The sequence below is a fragment of the Rhizobium sp. NZLR11 genome (assembly GCF_019685115.1).
In the GTDB taxonomy this organism is placed as follows: Bacteria; Pseudomonadota; Alphaproteobacteria; order Rhizobiales; family Rhizobiaceae; genus Rhizobium.
The window spans coordinates 1-15,990 of record NZ_JABDWD010000020.1; the positions used below are offsets into that span (position 1 = coordinate 1).

At 61.4% G+C, this 15,990-nt stretch carries 15 protein-coding genes; 6 read left to right on the forward strand and 9 right to left on the reverse strand.

Going from position 1 to position 15,990, the window contains the following annotated elements; genetic code table 11:
- The first annotated feature begins 319 nt into the window (after positions 1-319).
- On the forward strand, positions 320-1,042 hold the full coding sequence (locus HJB83_RS26800) for a YoaK family protein (protein ID WP_221132945.1): 723 nt from the start codon (positions 320-322) through the stop codon (positions 1,040-1,042).
- 68 nt (positions 1,043-1,110) lie between these two features.
- The gene (locus HJB83_RS26805) at positions 1,111-1,899 is read left to right on the forward strand and encodes a YdcF family protein (protein ID WP_207582399.1); all 789 of its coding nucleotides are present in this window, start codon (positions 1,111-1,113) and stop codon (positions 1,897-1,899) included.
- A gap of 1 nt (position 1,900) precedes the next feature.
- On the opposite strand, the gene HJB83_RS26810 is transcribed toward HJB83_RS26805, so the two are convergent.
- Complete coding sequence (locus tag HJB83_RS26810; protein WP_207582400.1) at positions 1,901-2,374, reverse strand: hypothetical protein; 474 nt, start codon at positions 2,372-2,374, stop codon at positions 1,901-1,903.
- Between the two features lie 179 nt (positions 2,375-2,553).
- Between HJB83_RS26810 and HJB83_RS26815 the strand changes: the two genes are divergently transcribed.
- The gene (locus HJB83_RS26815; protein WP_207582401.1) at positions 2,554-3,189 is read left to right on the forward strand and encodes a trimeric intracellular cation channel family protein; all 636 of its coding nucleotides are present in this window, start codon (positions 2,554-2,556) and stop codon (positions 3,187-3,189) included.
- Positions 3,190-3,202: 13 nt separating this feature from the next.
- Here the strand turns inward: HJB83_RS26815 and irrA are convergent, their stop codons facing one another.
- On the reverse strand, positions 3,203-3,622 hold the full coding sequence (gene irrA / locus HJB83_RS26820) for an iron response transcriptional regulator IrrA (protein ID WP_164006019.1): 420 nt from the start codon (positions 3,620-3,622) through the stop codon (positions 3,203-3,205).
- 300 nt (positions 3,623-3,922) lie between these two features.
- Here irrA and fabA point away from each other — a divergent pair, with 300 nt between their 5' ends.
- The 3 genes from fabA to fabI are packed head-to-tail and all read left to right on the forward strand — an operon-like array spanning position 3,923 to position 6,525.
- Positions 3,923-4,438, forward strand: a complete 516-nt coding sequence (gene fabA, locus HJB83_RS26825; protein WP_007634186.1) for a 3-hydroxyacyl-[acyl-carrier-protein] dehydratase FabA — start codon at positions 3,923-3,925, stop codon at positions 4,436-4,438.
- A 43-nt stretch (positions 4,439-4,481) separates the two neighbouring features.
- Positions 4,482-5,714, forward strand: coding sequence for a beta-ketoacyl-ACP synthase I (gene fabB / locus HJB83_RS26830; protein ID WP_207582402.1), 1,233 nt, complete (start codon positions 4,482-4,484; stop codon positions 5,712-5,714).
- Positions 5,715-5,718: 4 nt separating this feature from the next.
- Positions 5,719-6,525: an enoyl-ACP reductase FabI gene (gene fabI / locus HJB83_RS26835; protein WP_221132946.1), complete on the forward strand. Its 807-nt coding sequence runs from the start codon at positions 5,719-5,721 to the stop codon at positions 6,523-6,525.
- Positions 6,526-6,623: 98 nt separating this feature from the next.
- Here the strand turns inward: fabI and HJB83_RS26840 are convergent, their stop codons facing one another.
- The 7 genes from HJB83_RS26840 to infB form a co-directional block, all read right to left on the reverse strand.
- Positions 6,624-7,640, reverse strand: coding sequence for a class I SAM-dependent methyltransferase (locus HJB83_RS26840; protein WP_221132947.1), 1,017 nt, complete (start codon positions 7,638-7,640; stop codon positions 6,624-6,626).
- Between the two features lie 132 nt (positions 7,641-7,772).
- On the reverse strand, positions 7,773-9,911 hold the full coding sequence (gene pnp, locus HJB83_RS26845) for a polyribonucleotide nucleotidyltransferase (protein ID WP_207582405.1): 2,139 nt from the start codon (positions 9,909-9,911) through the stop codon (positions 7,773-7,775).
- Between the two features lie 357 nt (positions 9,912-10,268).
- Positions 10,269-10,538 (reverse strand): 30S ribosomal protein S15, encoded by a 270-nt coding sequence (rpsO, locus tag HJB83_RS26850; RefSeq protein ID WP_007634179.1) that lies wholly within the window; start codon positions 10,536-10,538, stop codon positions 10,269-10,271.
- Positions 10,539-10,691: 153 nt separating this feature from the next.
- Complete coding sequence (locus tag HJB83_RS26855; protein ID WP_207582406.1) at positions 10,692-11,543, reverse strand: alpha/beta fold hydrolase; 852 nt, start codon at positions 11,541-11,543, stop codon at positions 10,692-10,694.
- A gap of 99 nt (positions 11,544-11,642) precedes the next feature.
- A complete protein-coding gene (gene truB / locus HJB83_RS26860; RefSeq protein WP_221132948.1) occupies positions 11,643-12,575 on the reverse strand; it encodes a tRNA pseudouridine(55) synthase TruB in 933 nt (310 codons plus the stop codon).
- A gap of 13 nt (positions 12,576-12,588) precedes the next feature.
- Entirely contained in the window at positions 12,589-12,993 is a 405-nt protein-coding gene (gene rbfA, locus HJB83_RS26865) for a 30S ribosome-binding factor RbfA (RefSeq protein ID WP_164006026.1), read from the reverse strand.
- Positions 12,994-13,152: 159 nt separating this feature from the next.
- Positions 13,153-15,909 (reverse strand): translation initiation factor IF-2, encoded by a 2,757-nt coding sequence (gene infB, locus HJB83_RS26870; protein ID WP_221132949.1) that lies wholly within the window; start codon positions 15,907-15,909, stop codon positions 13,153-13,155.
- Positions 15,910-15,990: the final 81 nt, after the last annotated feature.

The following is a 15,990-nucleotide window of genomic DNA, read 5'->3' on the forward strand; positions in this document are numbered from 1 at the left end:
AACCGGCTCCAACGCTGCGCAAGATGAAAGCTTCGCGTTTCCGCCGGTTGCTCACACCGCGCCACTTGGCGTATTCAAAACCCCCGAGGCTCTAATCGCAGCTGGATGAAAGTTCAGTGGCAGGTCAGATCCGTTTGATCTATAGTGAAAACGTCGTTCCAGATGGCTCCGATTTCAAAACATCAACTGTGATGGTGTTATTCGTCCTTCGCGAAGCATGGTCCGCCCCATCCTTGCCAATCCTCTTTGCCAATTCCTCAATGAAGAGGATTTATCCTTCTGCCGCATCTCAGCGATTCGGCCCCAGGACCCTCGAGCAATGACCAGAGCAAGACGCCGCCGCCTCATTCGCACCCGACGGACCATGACCGGGCTCGCCCTCGTCGGCTCGATTTCGTTTCTTGCCGGCATGACCGATGCGACCGGCCTGCTGCTGACCGGCGATTTCGTCTCCTTCATGACCGGCAATACGACGCGGGCGGCATTGGCCTTGAGCCAGGGCAACCTTTATCACGCGGCGGTACTGATCTCCGCCATTCTGGTTTTCGTGCTCGGCAATGCGGCCGGCATTGTCGTCGCCCATTTTTCGCAACGCCGCATTTTCGTGGTGCTTGGATGCGTCGGCCTCGTCCTGGCACTTGCTTCGATGATGACGATGCAAAACTTGCTGCTGTCGCGCTTCTATTTGATCGTTCTTGCCATGGGCATGGTGAACGCCGCCGTCGAGCAAATCGAAGGCCTGCCGATCGGGCTGACTTATGTCACAGGCGCCCTGTCGCGCTTCGGCCGCGGCATCGGCCGCTGGATCATCGGCGATCGCCGTATCGAATGGACGATCCAGATCGTGCCCTGGGGCGGCATGCTGCTCGGGGCGATTGCCGGCGCCCTCCTGACGCGACTGACCGGCGCGCATGCGCTCTGGCTGGCCTCCCTTTTTGCGATGGTGCTTGCGCTTGCCGCCATGTTCATCCCCCGGCCGCTTCAGCGGCGCTTCAACCAGAAGATCGCGCCGCATCGATCGGCCGTCGCGCGGGCGAAATAGAGCCGTCGCATTCCTGTTACCGTCGAATCGGATAGGAAGGACCGCCGCCCATCCTCAAGGAGTAGGTCTTGTTCCTGATTTCGAAGCTCGTCTGGATTTTCGCTCAGCCGTTGTCGCTGGCATTCTTCCTCCTCATCATTGCCCTCATTGCCGGCCTTTTGCGCTGGCGTACCTTAAGTATCCTCGGCGCAGCCGGTTCGGCCCTTATCCTCTTCGTCACGCTCTACACCACGGCCGGCAACCTCATGATGCAGGGTCTCGAGCAGCGCTTCGCCAAGCCCGCCGCCGATCCGGATAGCCTGCAATGCATGATCGTGCTCGGCGGCGCTTTCGAAAACGAGGTGAACACGGCGCGCCATGGCATAGAATTCAACGCCGCGGCCGACCGCTTCGTCGAAGCCCTGCGGCTCGCACAGAAATTTCCGCAGTCGCACATTCTGGTGTCGGGCGGCGACGGCTCGCTCTCGGGCATCTACGAAGGCGATGCGGCGGCATCCGAGCGCTTCTTCCCGCTCTTCGGCGTCGGCAGGGATCGCCTGATCGAGGAGAAGCAATCGCGCACCACCTTCGAAAACGCCGTCAACACCAAGGAATTCCTCGCAAGCCAGGGGCTTGCCAATTGCCTGCTGATCACCTCGGGTTTTCATATGCCGCGCTCCGTCGGCATCTTCCGCAAGCTCGGCATCGATATCGTGCCCTGGCCGACCGATTATCGCACCGACGGTGAGGTGAGGCCGGGGTTGGATTTCACCCAGCCGAGCCTCAACGCCCAGAACATGGCGACGGCGATCCGCGAATGGTACGGCCTGGTCGGCTATTATCTCGCCGGCCGGACATCGGAGCTCTATCCGGGCTGAGTTACTTTTTTGAAATGGTGACGAATTTCGTGCCGCGCACGCGGGCCGTCACCGTGCAGGGATCACCTTCGGTGCGGTCGCAGAAACGCGGATGCATCTTCATTGCCAGCACCATGTTGCCGAAGCGCTGGACGAAGTCGTAGCCATAGATCTGCGCCGTCGCGATCATGAAATAACCGCCTTCCGCCACCTGCAGATAGAAATTATAGGTGCAGCCGTCGTCATTGCACTGCGGCCCCTTCTGCCCGTCGCAGGTCAGCTGGCCCTCGTTGACCACCGCATCGATCAGGCCGTCATTGTTGATGTCCTGCCGGATGATGAAGCCGTCGGCGAACTCGGCCGTCTTGCACTGCTCCTGGAAATGTTTCTTCTCGTAGATCTCCGGATCGGAAATCAGCGATTGCTGGCCGAAGGCGACAGCCGGCGTGAAAAGCAGCAGGACGATATTCAGAACGGCGAGCACCAGCGTTTTCACGGCTTTCCTCTTTTGGATAAAGGCTCTGCAGCCTGATGCATGTCGCCCGAATGTGTGCAGCGGATTTGGGACAACGGCATGCATCGTATAAAGACTTTGGCTTTATGGCGCCGCCGCCTTGCGCCGCCCTTGCCATCATGGTTCTTTCGGCAAAAACATAAGCCGGTTCTGGGGGCCGCATGTCCTTGCTCGTTTATCTCGATTATGCCGGCATTGCGCTGTTTGCTGCGACAGGCGCGCTTGCCGCCTCGCGCAAGCAGCTGGACCTGATCGGCTTTCTGTTTTTCGCCATGGTGACGGGAACGGGCGGCGGCACCGTGCGCGATATCGTGCTCGGTCGCGTGCCGGTTTTCTGGGTGCTGAACCCCGCCTATATCCTCGTCTGCTGCGTCATGGGCATCGTCGTTTTCTTTACCGCCCACCTGCTGGAATCACGCTATCGCCTGCTGATCTGGCTGGATGCGATCGGTCTTGCCGCCTATTGCGTGCTCGGCGCCGCCAAGGGCCTTGCCGCCACCGGTTCGCCGACCATCGCGATCGTAACCGGCACGCTGACGGCGACCTTCGGCGGCATTCTGCGCGATCTGATGGCAAACGAGCCTTCGGTGCTCTTGCGGCCGGAAATATACGTCACCGCAGCCCTCGTCGGCGCCGGTGTGTTCACGCTCGCCAATGCGCTGGGAATGCCGCTCTATCTGGCGTCTGCCTGCGGCGTCGTGGCGGCCTTTGCGGTGCGCGGCGGAGCACTGTGGTTCGGCTGGACCTTCCCGACTTACAGACACAAGCCCGGCCGGCATCCCGACGATGTGATGTGAAGAAGCGGTGTCTTCAGCCCTGCTTCGCCCGCAGACGGATCACCACGTCGACATGGGCGATTTCCATCCCCTCCGGCGGCTCCGGCAGGTTGGCGATCGTCAGGTTGCTGACCGGAATATCGAGTACCTCGTTTTCGCCTTCGACGAAGAAATGGTGGTGGTCGGAAACATTGGTGTCGAAATAGGTCCTGGCGCTCTCGACGGCGAGAACGCGGATGAGACCGGCTTCAGTGAATTGGTGCAGCGTGTTGTAGACCGTTGCCAGCGACACCGGAACGCCGGCTGCAACCGCCTCCTCATGCAGTTCCTCAACGGTCAGATGCCGGTCGCCCTTGGCAAACAGGAGGTCGCCGAGCGCGACACGCTGGCGGGTGGGGCGCAGGCCCGCGCCGCGCAGCCTTACCTCTATTGCGATCGGGAGTGCACCCGTCATCAAAACCAACTCCGGTTATTCCTGCATAATTCAATCATGTTTCTTCAAGCGGTATAACTTTTGCACCGGAGCCTTTCAATAGTTCAATGGGGACAAGAGCCTGATAAACGCGGCCAAAACGGGCTTTTGACGCAAATAGGTCTGGTCGCAGCCCTGGCCTTCCTGTATGCGACCACCAAATAATAGCGCAAGCTTGGTCCGGGACCGTGAATGAAGCTGCCTTGCTCGTGCTTCATTTTCTGAAGAACCTGGACTACATGTTCATAACCATGGGCTCACGCGGGAGGGAAAAGAAACTTTATGACGACAAGACAGTCCAGCTTCTCGTACGACGAACTCATCGCCTGCGCACATGGCGAGCTGTTCGGGCCCGGCAATGCGCAGCTTCCCCTGCCGCCCATGCTGATGGTTCACCGCATCACCGATATTTCCGAAACGGGCGGGACTTTCGACAAGGGTTATCTCAGGGCCGAATACGACGTACGCCCTGACGATTGGTATTTTCCCTGCCATTTCGAAGGCAATCCGATTATGCCGGGCTGCCTCGGCCTTGATGGCATGTGGCAGCTGACCGGCTTCTTCCTGGGCTGGCTCGGCGAGGCAGGCCGCGGCATGGCCCTGTCGACAGGCGAAGTGAAATTCAAGGGCATGGTCCGGCCCCAGACGAAGCTGATCGAATACGGCATCGACTTCAAGCGTGTCATGCGCGGCCGTCTGGTCCTCGGCACGGCCGACGGCTGGCTGAAGGCTGACGGCGAGACCATATACCAGGCGGCCGATCTTCGCGTCGGTCTCTCGAAAGACAAGACGGCCTGAACCGTATCTCAAGCGGCTCACGAAACAAAAAAGGTTTGATCAGATGAGACGGGTAGTTGTCACGGGTCTGGGTGTGGTGTCCTCGATCGGAAACGACGCCGCCGAAGTCACCGAATCCTTGCGGCAGGCAAAGTCCGGTATCTCCTTCTCCAGCGATTTCGCAGAGCACGGCTTCAGGTGCCAGGTCTGGGGCAGCCCCAAGCTCGGTTCGGCAGAGCTGGCGGAACTGGTCGATCGCCGCGCCATGCGCTTCCTGTCGCAGGGCGGCGCCTGGAACCATGTCGCCATGAAGCAGGCACTTGCCGATTCCGGGCTGGAAGAGAAGGACTACGCTCAGAACGAGCGCACCGGCATCATCATGGGCTCCGGCGGTCCGTCCACCCGCACCCTGATCGAGGCGGCTGAGATCACCGTGAAGAACAACAGCCCGAAGCGCATCGGCCCCTTCGCCGTGCCGAAGGCGATGTCCTCGACCGCATCGGCGACGCTTGCCACCTGGTTCAAGATCCACGGCGTCAATTATTCGATCTCGTCTGCCTGCTCGACATCGGCGCATTGCATCGGCAACGCCGCCGAGATGATCCAGTGGGGCAAGCAGGACGTGATGTTTGCCGGCGGCCACGAGGATCTCGATTGGACCATGTCCAACCTCTTCGACGCCATGGGCGCCATGTCCTCCAAGTACAACGATACGCCCGATACCGCTTCGCGCGCCTATGATGTCAACCGCGACGGTTTTGTCATCGCCGGCGGCGCCGGCGTGCTGGTGCTCGAGGAGCTGGAGCACGCCAAGGCCCGCGGCGCCAAGATCTACGCCGAAATCGTCGGCTACGGCGCAACCTCGGATGGCTACGACATGGTCGCCCCCTCGGGCGAGGGCGCCATCCGCTGCATGCGCCAGGCGCTCGCCACCGTCAAAGGCGATGTCGACTACGTCAACACCCACGGCACCTCGACGCCGGTCGGCGACAGCAAGGAAATCGGCGCCATCCGCGAGGTATTCGGCGCCAAGATCCCGCATATTCAGTCGACCAAGTCGCTGACCGGTCATTCGCTCGGCGCTGCCGGCGTGCAGGAATCGATCTATTCCCTGTTGATGATGCAACATGGCTTCATCGGCGAAAGCGCTCATATCTCAGAGCTCGATCCGGAATTCGAAGGCGTGCCGATCGTGCGCAAGCGTATCGACGATGCGAAGATCGATATCGCCCTCTCCAACTCCTTCGGCTTCGGCGGCACCAACGCCACGCTGGTCTTCCAGCGTTATAACGGATAACAACATGTCGGGAATCATGCAGGGTAAGCGCGGCCTCATCATGGGCGTCGCAAACAACCATTCGATCGCCTGGGGGATTTCAAAAGCTCTCGCCGCACAGGGTGCGGAACTCGCCTTCACCTATCAGGGCGATGCGCTGGGCAAGCGCGTCAAGCCGCTGGCTGCCGAAGTGGGCTCGGATTTCGTGCTGCCCTGCGATGTCGAGGACGTCGCCTCGGTCGATACCGTGGTCGACGCGATCAGCGAGCGCTGGGGCAAACTCGATTTCATCGTCCACGCCATCGGTTTTTCCGACAAGAACGAGCTGAAGGGTCTCTACGCCGATACGACGCGGGAGAATTTCAGCCGCACTATGGTCATTTCCTGTTTCTCCTTCACCGAGATCGCCAAGCGCTGTGCTCCGTTGATGGAAGACGGCGGTGCGATGCTGACACTGACCTATAACGGTTCGACGCGCGTGATCCCGAATTACAACGTCATGGGCGTCGCCAAGGCAGCGCTCGAGGCTTCGGTGCGTTATCTCGCCGCCGATTACGGTCCGCGCGGCATCCGCGTCAACGCCATATCAGCCGGCCCGATCCGGACGCTGGCCGGCGCCGGCATCTCCGATGCGCGCGCGATCCTTTCCTGGAACCAGCGCAATGCGCCGCTGCGCAAGTCCGTGACCATCGATCAGGTCGGCGGTTCGGCTCTCTACCTGCTCTCCGACCTTTCCGCCGGCGTCACCGGCGAAATCCATTTCGTCGACGCCGGCTTCAATGTCACCTCCATGCCGACGCTGGACACGCTGCGCAGGGCGGACGTCGACTAGCTGCTATCTCGATCTGAAACTCAAAAGGCCGTGCGCAGATGGTGCGCACGGCCTTTTTTCTTTCGATCGACGAAAGGGAACGGTTCGAGCCCTGACCCTTACTTCTTCGCCCACAGCACCTTGAAACGGGCGTTGCGGCAGGTTTCGCCGCTTTCCCTGAAATTCGCCGCCAGAACCGGCTCGTAGGGCAGCCCGCGATTGGCGACGAGCATCAGGCGGCCGCCGCCGCGAAGCGCGGATGCGGCTGTCTTGATCATTGCCTGGCCGAGAGCCGGATCGGCGGCGTGCCCTTCGTGGAAGGGCGGGTTCATAATGACGAGATCGTATTTGTCCTTGACCGGCTCTCCCGCCAGATCATGCCAGAAAAAGCGCGCAGGCGCTTTCGGGCAGTTCTCCGCCAGATTATCCCTCGCAGCCTCCAGAGCCGCGTGATCGGCCTCGTAGAGGTCGAGGCGGGTCAGTCCGCGCGACTTCTGCGCCATCTCGACGGAGAGATAACCCCATCCGGCGCCGAAATCCGCAACGTCGCCGGTAAAATCCTGCGGCAGCCGCGAGGCGAGCAGTTCCGACCCGGCATCGATCCGGTCATGCGAGAACATGCCGGCGGTCGCATGGAATCGGCCGTCGACGCGCACCGGCGCCTTTACCAGCTTGGAGACGATGTCGTCGCCATCGGCAGGGCGGCCGAACCAGAAAGCGACACCGTGATATTTCGGCATATGGTCGATTGCGAGGTTGAAACCTTCAAGGCGCTTGCGCAGCGGCTGGATGCCGTCTTCCTTGGCGCCGGCAACGACGATCAGGCCGCCGACCCGCGTGCGGGCGATTGCCGCGGCGAGATTGGCCTCGTTCTCGCCCTTGTGCTTCGTGCAGAGCACCAGGGCGGCATCGTAGTCCTCGCCGTCGATCTCGGGCTTTGCTTCGATCCGCTGCGCCAGCAGCTGCCGGTAGAGCGGCCGGAAGCCCTGGACGGCGCTGAGCGAGGCGGCAAAGCCGTCCGGCAGCGCAAAGCCGGCCTCGGCGCCGAGGAAGAGCACGCGCTCGCCCTCACTGGGCACCGCGACTGTGTCGCTGGCAAAGGGATGGAACAGGGTCTTCAGCGTCTCGCGGCTCATGGGTCTCGTCTCGTTAAAAGCATGTCGCGCAAAGGTGTTGAGCGGTTTTGCGACCACGACATGCGCAAAACCAGGATACAAAAAGGGCGCGGAATCATTCCCGCGCCCGGAATTAAATCTGGAAGGCGCGGCTTATTCGGCCGCTTCTTCCTTCTTCTTCTCGTTCGGGATCTCCTGGCCGGTGGCCTGGTCGACAACCTTCATCGACAGGCGAACCTTGCCGCGTTCATCAAAGCCGAGCAGCTTGACCCAGACCTTGTCGCCTTCCTTGACGACGTCCTGCGTCTTGGCAACACGCTCGGAAGCGAGCTGCGAGATGTGGACGAGGCCGTCGCGGGCGCCGAAGAAGTTGACGAAGGCGCCGAAGTCGGCGGTCTTGACGACCGTGCCCTCGTAGACCTGGCCGATCTCGGGCTCGGCAACGATCGAGTGGATCCACTTGCGCGCCGCTTCGATCTCCTTGCCGGAGGAGGAGGCAATCTTGACGGTGCCGTCGTCCTCGATGTTGATCTTCGCGCCGGTCTTTTCGACGATTTCGCGAATGACCTTGCCGCCGGAGCCGATGACTTCACGGATCTTGTCGACCGGGATGTTCATGACTTCGATGCGCGGAGCAAATTCGCCGAGCTGGCCGCGGCTTTCGGTGATGGCCTTGGACATTTCGCCGAGAATGTGGGCGCGACCGCCCTGGGCCTGGCCAAGGGCGACCTTCATGATCTCTTCGGTGATACCGGCGATCTTGATGTCCATCTGCAGCGAGGTGATGCCGTCGGCGGTCCCTGCAACCTTGAAGTCCATATCGCCGAGGTGGTCTTCGTCACCGAGAATGTCGGAGAGGACGGCGAAGCGATCGCCTTCCAGGATCAGACCCATGGCGATACCGGCAACCGGCTTTGCCAGCGGAACGCCGGCGTCCATCAGAGCGAGCGAAGTACCGCAGACGGTCGCCATCGAGGACGAGCCGTTCGACTCGGTGATTTCGGAGACGACGCGCAGCGTGTAGGGGAACTGCTCAGGCGTCGGCAGCATCGGACGGATCGCGCGCCATGCGAGCTTGCCGTGGCCGATTTCGCGGCGGCCCGGGGAGCCCATGCGGCCGGTTTCGCCAACCGAGTAGGGAGGGAAGTTGTAATGGAGCAGGAAGCGCTCCTTGTACATGCCCGTCAGGCTGTCGACATACTGCTCGTCTTCGCCGGTGCCAAGCGTGGCAACCACGATCGCCTGCGTTTCACCGCGGGTGAACAGCGCTGAACCATGGGTGCGCGGCAGGAGGCCGACTTCCGAAACGATCGGACGAACGGTTTCGAGGTCGCGGCCGTCGATGCGGCTCTTGGTGTCGAGGATGTTCCAGCGAACGATCTTCGCCTGCAGGTGCTTGAAGACGGCGCCGATGACTTCGGCGCTGTACTTGGGCTCGACGCCCTCGGGGAAGAAGTGAGACTTGACCTTTGCCTTGACGGCGTCGACGGCTGCATAGCGATCAGCCTTCTGGGTGATCTTGTAGCCTTCGCGCAGTTCAGCTTCAAAATGCTTGAGCATTTCGGCCTCGAGTTCGGAATGGTCTTCCGGCTGGAAATCACGCGGTTCCTTGGCGGCAACTTCGGCGAGCTTGATGATCGCGTCGAGAACCGGCTGGAAGCCCTTGTGGCCGAACATGACGGCGCCGAGCATGACGTCTTCGTTCAGTTCCTTGGCTTCGGACTCGACCATCAGCACGGCGTCGTAGGTGCCGGCGACGACGAGGTCGAGGCTCGATTCGTCCATCTCGTCGAGATGCGGGTTGAGAACATATTCGCCGTTGATGTAGCCGACGCGCGCGCCGCCGACCGGGCCCATGAAGGGAATGCCGGAGAGCGTGAGCGCTGCAGACGCAGCAACCATCGACAATACGTCGGGATCGTTCTCAAGGTCGTGCTGAACGACGGTCACGACGACCTGCGTGTCGTTCTTGTAGCCTTCCGGGAACAGCGGGCGGATCGGGCGGTCGATCAGGCGGGAAACCAGCGTTTCCTTTTCAGACGGACGACCTTCGCGCTTGAAATAGCCGCCGGGGATCTTGCCGGCTGCGTAGGTCTTTTCCTGGTAGTTGACCGTCAGCGGAAAGAAGTCCTGGCCGGGCTTTGGCGCTTTGGCCGAAACGACGGTGGCGAGAACCACGGTTTCGCCATAGGTGGCGAGAACCGCGCCGTCGGCCTGACGGGCTATCTTGCCGGTTTCGAGCTTCAGCGGGCGGCCGGCCCACTCGATTTCGACTGTGTGGGTATTAAACATGACTTGTCCTTCAATGCGGGAGCACGCGCCATCGCCGATATCAAGGCGCAGCGCACAGTCGACCGCAAATAATGTGACGTATCACGGGCAAGACAACGGGAGGCTTTTCATCCTTGGTTTCCTCGATAAATCCGAGGGTCCCTGAGAAAACCAAGCCAAAGCCTCGAGAAGCCTTGGCCGAAAGCATCCGGCAATCCTGCCCCATGACAGGTCAACGGTTGGTTTGGCAGAACCGGCCCATCCGGGTCCGCCGGTCTTTTCCACCGCTTGAAGATAGGGCGCGGCTGGAACATTTCATCGGGAACCATGTCCCGAAACAGATCCGGCGGGCACTTGGAAAGCGCCCGCCGGACAATCTTAGCGGCGGATACCCAGGCTGGAAATCAGCTTGGAATAGCGGCCTTCATCCTTCTTCTTGAGATAATCAAGAAGCGAGCGGCGGCTCGAAACCATCGTCAACAGGCCACGGCGGGAATGGTTATCCTTCTTGTGGTCCTTGAAGTGTCCGGTCAGGTTGTTGATGCGTTCGGTCAGGATCGCGACCTGGACTTCCGGAGAACCGGTATCGCCTTCGACGGTTGCGTATTCCTTGATCAGCGCAGACTTGCGCTCAGCAGTGATCGACATCGGGTGATCCTTTCTAAGAGAGGAGATAAAGGTCGCCAAAAGCCGGGATGTCGTCCAGCTTTGGCCGTGAATGCGAGCAGGCGAACCTGACGCTGGCGCTGCCTATAAACCAAATAAGCAGCGATGGAAAGAGGGGAGCTCCCGCGGCGGTTTTCAGCGGCCCGCCATGGCCTCCCGGATCATTGCATCGTAACCTGCGGGATCCTGCAGCATGGCGAAATGGCTGGCGTCTTTCAGGATCACGAGCTTTGCGCCCGGAATTTCTTTGGCCATCATCTCCGTATGGTCGAGCTTCACGGCTTCATCATGGTCGCCGATGGCGAGCGTGACCGGTATCGTGATCTTTCCAAGGTCCGCCGCCGTCCAGGCCGGCTGTGTCGCCCACATCTCGGAAATCTGGGTGACGAAGGCATCATATTCGTTCGGCGTCGGCGACAGCTTCCGGTACTGTTCACCGGCGACGTTGATGTAGTCGTTGAAGGTCTTGTTTCTCAAGACGTCAGGCTTGACGCCGTCGGTGGTGACATTGGCGGCCTGCGCAATGACGCGCGTCAGCTTTTCCGGATGTTTCATCGCCATGTCGATGCCGATAATGCCGCCGTCGGACCATCCCACCAGCGTCACCTTGCCGATCTGCAAATGGTCGAGAAGCGCGGCATAATCCGATGTCATCAGATCGTAGCCGAAGGGCTGTCGGCTGCGCGTCGAGCGCCCATGTCCGCGGCTGTCGGCAACGATGACCAGATGATCCTTGGCAAAATCGGCGATCTGATGACCCCAGACCTCGGCATTTCCAAGACCTCCATGGATGAAGAGGATGGGGTCGCCTTCACCATATTCGGCGTAATACATCTTGATGTCGTTCACATCGGCCATGCCGCTCGTCTTCGGCACGGGCATTGCAGGAAAGGCCGGGAGCTCGGCCCAGCGCTCGGCGGATTGAGCGCCGGCAACAGTCAGGAACATCGAAAAGAACGTCAGTATGCCGATAGTGGTTGCGCGCATAATCATCCCCTTGTCGGGCCGCCATGGCCCTTCGGGCCGCCACGGCCCGAAAGGAAGATATCGCATCGCTAACGCCTGACAATCGTTAGCTGTACAGACTCAGCCGAAAACCCGCTTCGGGCGAAACTCGCCCTGGCCGATCTCGCCGATCGCAATCAGCCTGCCGCGGGCCGTCGCATAGGCTTCGCTTTCGGCAACCGGCGCATCGCGGCCACGCACGAGGATCGGGTTGCCCATCTTCAGCCGGTGCGCCTGATCGTCGTTGATGACGAGATGGGGCAGGGCGGAAAGCGCCTCGCAGGTGTTGATCAGCAGCGCATCGAGGGCGGCAAGCCGCTCGTCCATATCCTCGATTCCCTCCAGCGCCACAAGGTCTGCGAGCGGCACCATGGCCTCTTCCGCGAACGGCGCGACGAAGGTGCGCCGCAGCCCGGACACGTGGCCATAGCAGCCGAGCTCCCGGCCGAAATCGCGGGCGAGCGCCCTGACATAGGTGCCCTTGCCGCATTCGACTTCGAAATGCGCGGTATTGGCATCCGGGCAGGCGAGCAATGTCAGCCGGAAGATATCGACTTCGCGCGAGGGGATCTCGACAACTTCGCCTTCGCGCGCCAGATCATAGGCGCGTTCACCCGATATCTTGATCGCCGAAAACTGCGGCGGCACCTGGCTGATGGTGCCGATATAGCTGGCTAGGATATCGCGGATCTGCTGTTCGCTCGGGCGTTTGTCCGAGCTTTCGGTCACGTCGCCCTCGAGATCGTCCGTCGCGCGTTCCTCGCCCCAGCTGACCGTGAATTCATAGATTTTGCGGCCGTCCATCACATAGGGAACGGTCTTGGTCGCATCGCCGAGCGCGATCGGCAGCATGCCGGAGGCGAGCGGATCGAGCGTGCCGGCATGACCGGCCTTCTGCGCCTTAAAGAGCCACTTGATCTTGGAAACGGCTTCCGTCGAGCCGAAATCCACCGGCTTGTCGAGGATCAGCCAGCCGGAAATCGGCCGGCCCTTGGGTTTGCGTGGTTTGGACATGCGTCTCTTCTGTTTATTGTTCGTCATTATCGCCGTCGAGGTCGCGTTGCACCTCGGGCGAACGCAGCAGCTCGTCGATTTTCTTGTAGTTGTCAAAGCTGGTATCGTCGCGGAACCGCACCTCCGGCATGTATTTCATCTGCCGAAGCTGTTGCCCGAGCCTGCCGCGGATATACCTCGCATTACGGTTCAACGCCTCGATGACGATGCTGTGGTCGGAAACGCCGAGCGGTGTCACATAGGCGGTGGCCATCTTGAGGTCGGGCGACATGCGCACTTCCGAGATCGAGATCACGGTCGCTTCGATGACGTCGTCGCGCACTTCGCCGCGCTGCAATACCTGGGTGATCGCGGCGCGAACCTGTTCGCCAACGCGCAGCATGCGCTGCGAAGGCGCGGAAGAAGTCGATCTGGTCATTGTTATCTCTATTTGCCGATGCGGCTGGGAATCGAACCCGTCAAAGGAGAGCGTCCATGACTCTTTTGGCAGAAAAGGTCAAGTCGCAGGTACCCGAAAGCCATCCGCCGGCTGGCGAATGGCTTTCGGAAGGCTGATGCTGCGCTCAGCCGCAGCGGTTTAGAGCGTGCGCGTGATATGTTCGACGCGGAAGCACTCGATGACGTCGCCGGCGCGCATATCCTCGTAGTTTTCGAAGGCCATGCCGCACTCCTGGCCCATCGGCACTTCGGACACTTCGTCCTTGAAGCGCTTGAGGGTCTTGAGCTTGCCTTCGTGAACGACGACGTCGTTGCGGATGAGGCGGACGCCTGCGCCACGCTCGACCTTGCCTTCGACGACACGGCAGCCTGCGACCTTGCCGACCTTGGTGATGTTGAACACCTCGAGGATTTCGGCATTGCCGATGAAGGTTTCGCGTCGTTCCGGAGACAAGAGGCCCGACATCGCTGCCTTCACGTCATCCACCAGGTCGTAGATGATGTTGTAGTAGCGGATTTCGATGCCTTCGCGCTCGGCAAACTGACGTGCCTGCGTATTTGCACGAACGTTGAAGCCGATGATGGCCGCGTTCGACGCTTCGGCGAGCGAAATATCCGACTCGGTGATGCCACCGGCGCCCGAATGGACGATGCGGGCGCGGACCTCGTCGGTGCCGAGCTTCTCGAGCGCGCCGGCAATCGCTTCGATCGAGCCCTGCACGTCGCCCTTGATGACCAGCGGGAACTCCTTGATGCCGACGCTCTGGCGCTGCATCATCATCTGTTCCAGCGAACCGCGCTGTCCCGACTGGCGGGCAGCCGCCTTGTCACGGGCAAGACGCTGGCGATATTCCGAGATTTCGCGGGCGCGGCTTTCGCTTTCGACGACGGCGAACTTGTCGCCCGCCTGCGGCGTACCGGAAAGACCGAGAACCTCGACCGGGGTTGCCGGACCTGCTTCCTTCACATGGTCGCCCTTGTCGGTGACAAGCGCGCGCACGCGGCCCCAGACGTCACCGGCGACGATGATCTGGCCCGGACGCAGCGTGCCCTTCTGGACAAGCACGGTCGCGACCGAACCACGGCCGCGATCGAGCTGGGCTTCGATGACGGTACCTTCAGCAGTCCGGTTCGCATTGGCCTTGAGATCGAGAATTTCCGCCTGCAGCAGGATCGCCTCGAGCAGCTTGTCGAGGTTCTTGCCGGTCTTTGCCGAAACTTCGACGTCGAGCACTTCACCGCCCATGGATTCCACGAAGACTTCGTGCTGCAGCAGCTGATTGCGCACCTTCTGCGGATCGGCTTCGTGCTTGTCGACCTTGTTGATCGCAACGATGATCGGAACACCGGCCGCTTTGGCGTGGTTGATCGATTCGATCGTCTGCGGCATCACGCTGTCGTCGGCTGCGACGACCAGGATCGCGATGTCGGTCGCCTGCGCACCGCGGGCACGCATTGCCGTGAAGGCGGCGTGGCCGGGCGTATCGATGAAGGTGATCTTCTGACCGCTCTGCTCCACCTGATAGGCGCCGATATGCTGCGTGATGCCACCGGCTTCGCCGGAAACCACGTTGGCATGACGGATGGCGTCGAGCAGTGAGGTCTTGCCGTGGTCGACATGGCCCATGATGGTGACGACGGGCGGGCGCGAAACCAGTTCGCCATCCTCGTCGGACACGTTGAAGATACCAAGTTCGACGTCGGATTCCGACACGCGCCTGACCGTATGGCCGAATTCGCCGGCGATGAGTTCGGCAAGGTCGGCGTCGATGACGTCGCCCGGCTTCATCATCTGGCCTTCCTTCATCAGGTACTTGATGACGTCGACAGCGCGTTCGGACATGCGCTGCGACAGTTCCTGAATGGTGATGGTCTCTGGCAGAACCACCTCGCGGGAGATCTTCTCGCGGGTTTCCTGCATCTGACCGCGGCGGAACTTCTCCTGCCGGCGGCGCATCGCCGAGAGCGAACGCCCGCGGGCATTGTCGTCGCCGTCGACGTTGGCAGTGGAGATCGTCAGCTTGCCGCGACGGCGCTCTTCATCCGTCTTCGGACGCGTGGTGACCGGCTTTGCCGGTTCCGGGCGAACGACACGGCCACGGACCGGACCACCGCGCGCGGCACCCCGATCTTCTTCTTCCTTTTCGTCGCGACGGCCGCGAACGGCGCCGGGAACAGCAGCGCCCGCTGCCGGACGGGCAGCAGCCGGTGCTCCGGCCGCATCGGGCCGGCGCACAGCTGGTGCCGACGATGCGGTTTGCTGCGGCTGTGGGGCGTCGGCGCTTGCCTCGGCCGGAGCCGATGCCGCGGCTGCTGGTTCAGCAACGGCGGCGGGCGCCTCAGCCTGTCGGATAGCCTCTTCAGCGGCCCTGCGGGCAGCTTCTTCTGCTTCGGCTGCCTTACGGACAACCTCTTCGGCGGCACGGCGCTTTTCGTCCTCGGCGCGGCGGATCGCATCCTGGGCGTCACGCGCCTGGGCGTCGGCAAGCGCACGGCGGCGGGCGTCCATTTCCTCCGGCGACAGATGGTTCAGCACCACCGGACGCGGACGATCGTTCTGGCGCGGCGCCTGGTGGGACTGCTGCGAACGTTGGTTCGTCTGGTTGTTGTTGCCCTGCTGGATCCGCGGTGCCGGCGTCGGCTGCTGCGGGCGCGCCTGCATAGGCGCAGGCGCCGGTTCGGCAGCACGCACAGGGGCCACCGGAGCGGCAGGTGTGATCGGCTTTTCGTCTTCCGGGCGCATCGGGCGCCGCTTGCGGGTCTCGACGACAACCGCCTTGGTGCGACCTCGACCCATATCCTGGCGAACGGTGCCCTGGCTCATCCCCGATGGTTTCAGGGTAAGCGTCTTTTTGCCCGTCACGCTGATTGTCTTGTCGTCGTTACTATCGGTCATTCGTTCCCGTTCCTTCGGACAGGGAGCGATGACTAGATCAGACCCTGTCGTTCAATACTGTCGATCAATGAGGATGCGACC

Excerpts from the sequence above, each read along its gene's own strand:
- HJB83_RS26800 (WP_221132945.1), top strand. The coding sequence starts at position 320 with ATGACCAGAGCAAGACGCCGCCGCCTCATTCGCACCCGACGGACCATG.
- HJB83_RS26815 (WP_207582401.1), top strand. The coding sequence starts at position 2,554 with ATGTCCTTGCTCGTTTATCTCGATTATGCCGGCATTGCGCTGTTTGCT.
- irrA (WP_164006019.1), bottom strand. The coding sequence starts at position 3,622 with ATGACGGGTGCACTCCCGATCGCAATAGAGGTAAGGCTGCGCGGCGCG.
- fabA (WP_007634186.1), top strand. The coding sequence starts at position 3,923 with ATGACGACAAGACAGTCCAGCTTCTCGTACGACGAACTCATCGCCTGC.
- fabB (WP_207582402.1), top strand. The coding sequence starts at position 4,482 with ATGAGACGGGTAGTTGTCACGGGTCTGGGTGTGGTGTCCTCGATCGGA.
- fabI (WP_221132946.1), top strand. The coding sequence starts at position 5,719 with ATGTCGGGAATCATGCAGGGTAAGCGCGGCCTCATCATGGGCGTCGCA.
- HJB83_RS26840 (WP_221132947.1), bottom strand. The coding sequence starts at position 7,640 with ATGAGCCGCGAGACGCTGAAGACCCTGTTCCATCCCTTTGCCAGCGAC.
- pnp (WP_207582405.1), bottom strand. The coding sequence starts at position 9,911 with ATGTTTAATACCCACACAGTCGAAATCGAGTGGGCCGGCCGCCCGCTG.
- rpsO (WP_007634179.1), bottom strand. The coding sequence starts at position 10,538 with ATGTCGATCACTGCTGAGCGCAAGTCTGCGCTGATCAAGGAATACGCA.
- HJB83_RS26855 (WP_207582406.1), bottom strand. The coding sequence starts at position 11,543 with ATGCGCGCAACCACTATCGGCATACTGACGTTCTTTTCGATGTTCCTG.
- truB (WP_221132948.1), bottom strand. The coding sequence starts at position 12,575 with ATGTCCAAACCACGCAAACCCAAGGGCCGGCCGATTTCCGGCTGGCTG.
- rbfA (WP_164006026.1), bottom strand. The coding sequence starts at position 12,993 with ATGACCAGATCGACTTCTTCCGCGCCTTCGCAGCGCATGCTGCGCGTT.
- infB (WP_221132949.1), bottom strand. The coding sequence starts at position 15,909 with ATGACCGATAGTAACGACGACAAGACAATCAGCGTGACGGGCAAAAAG.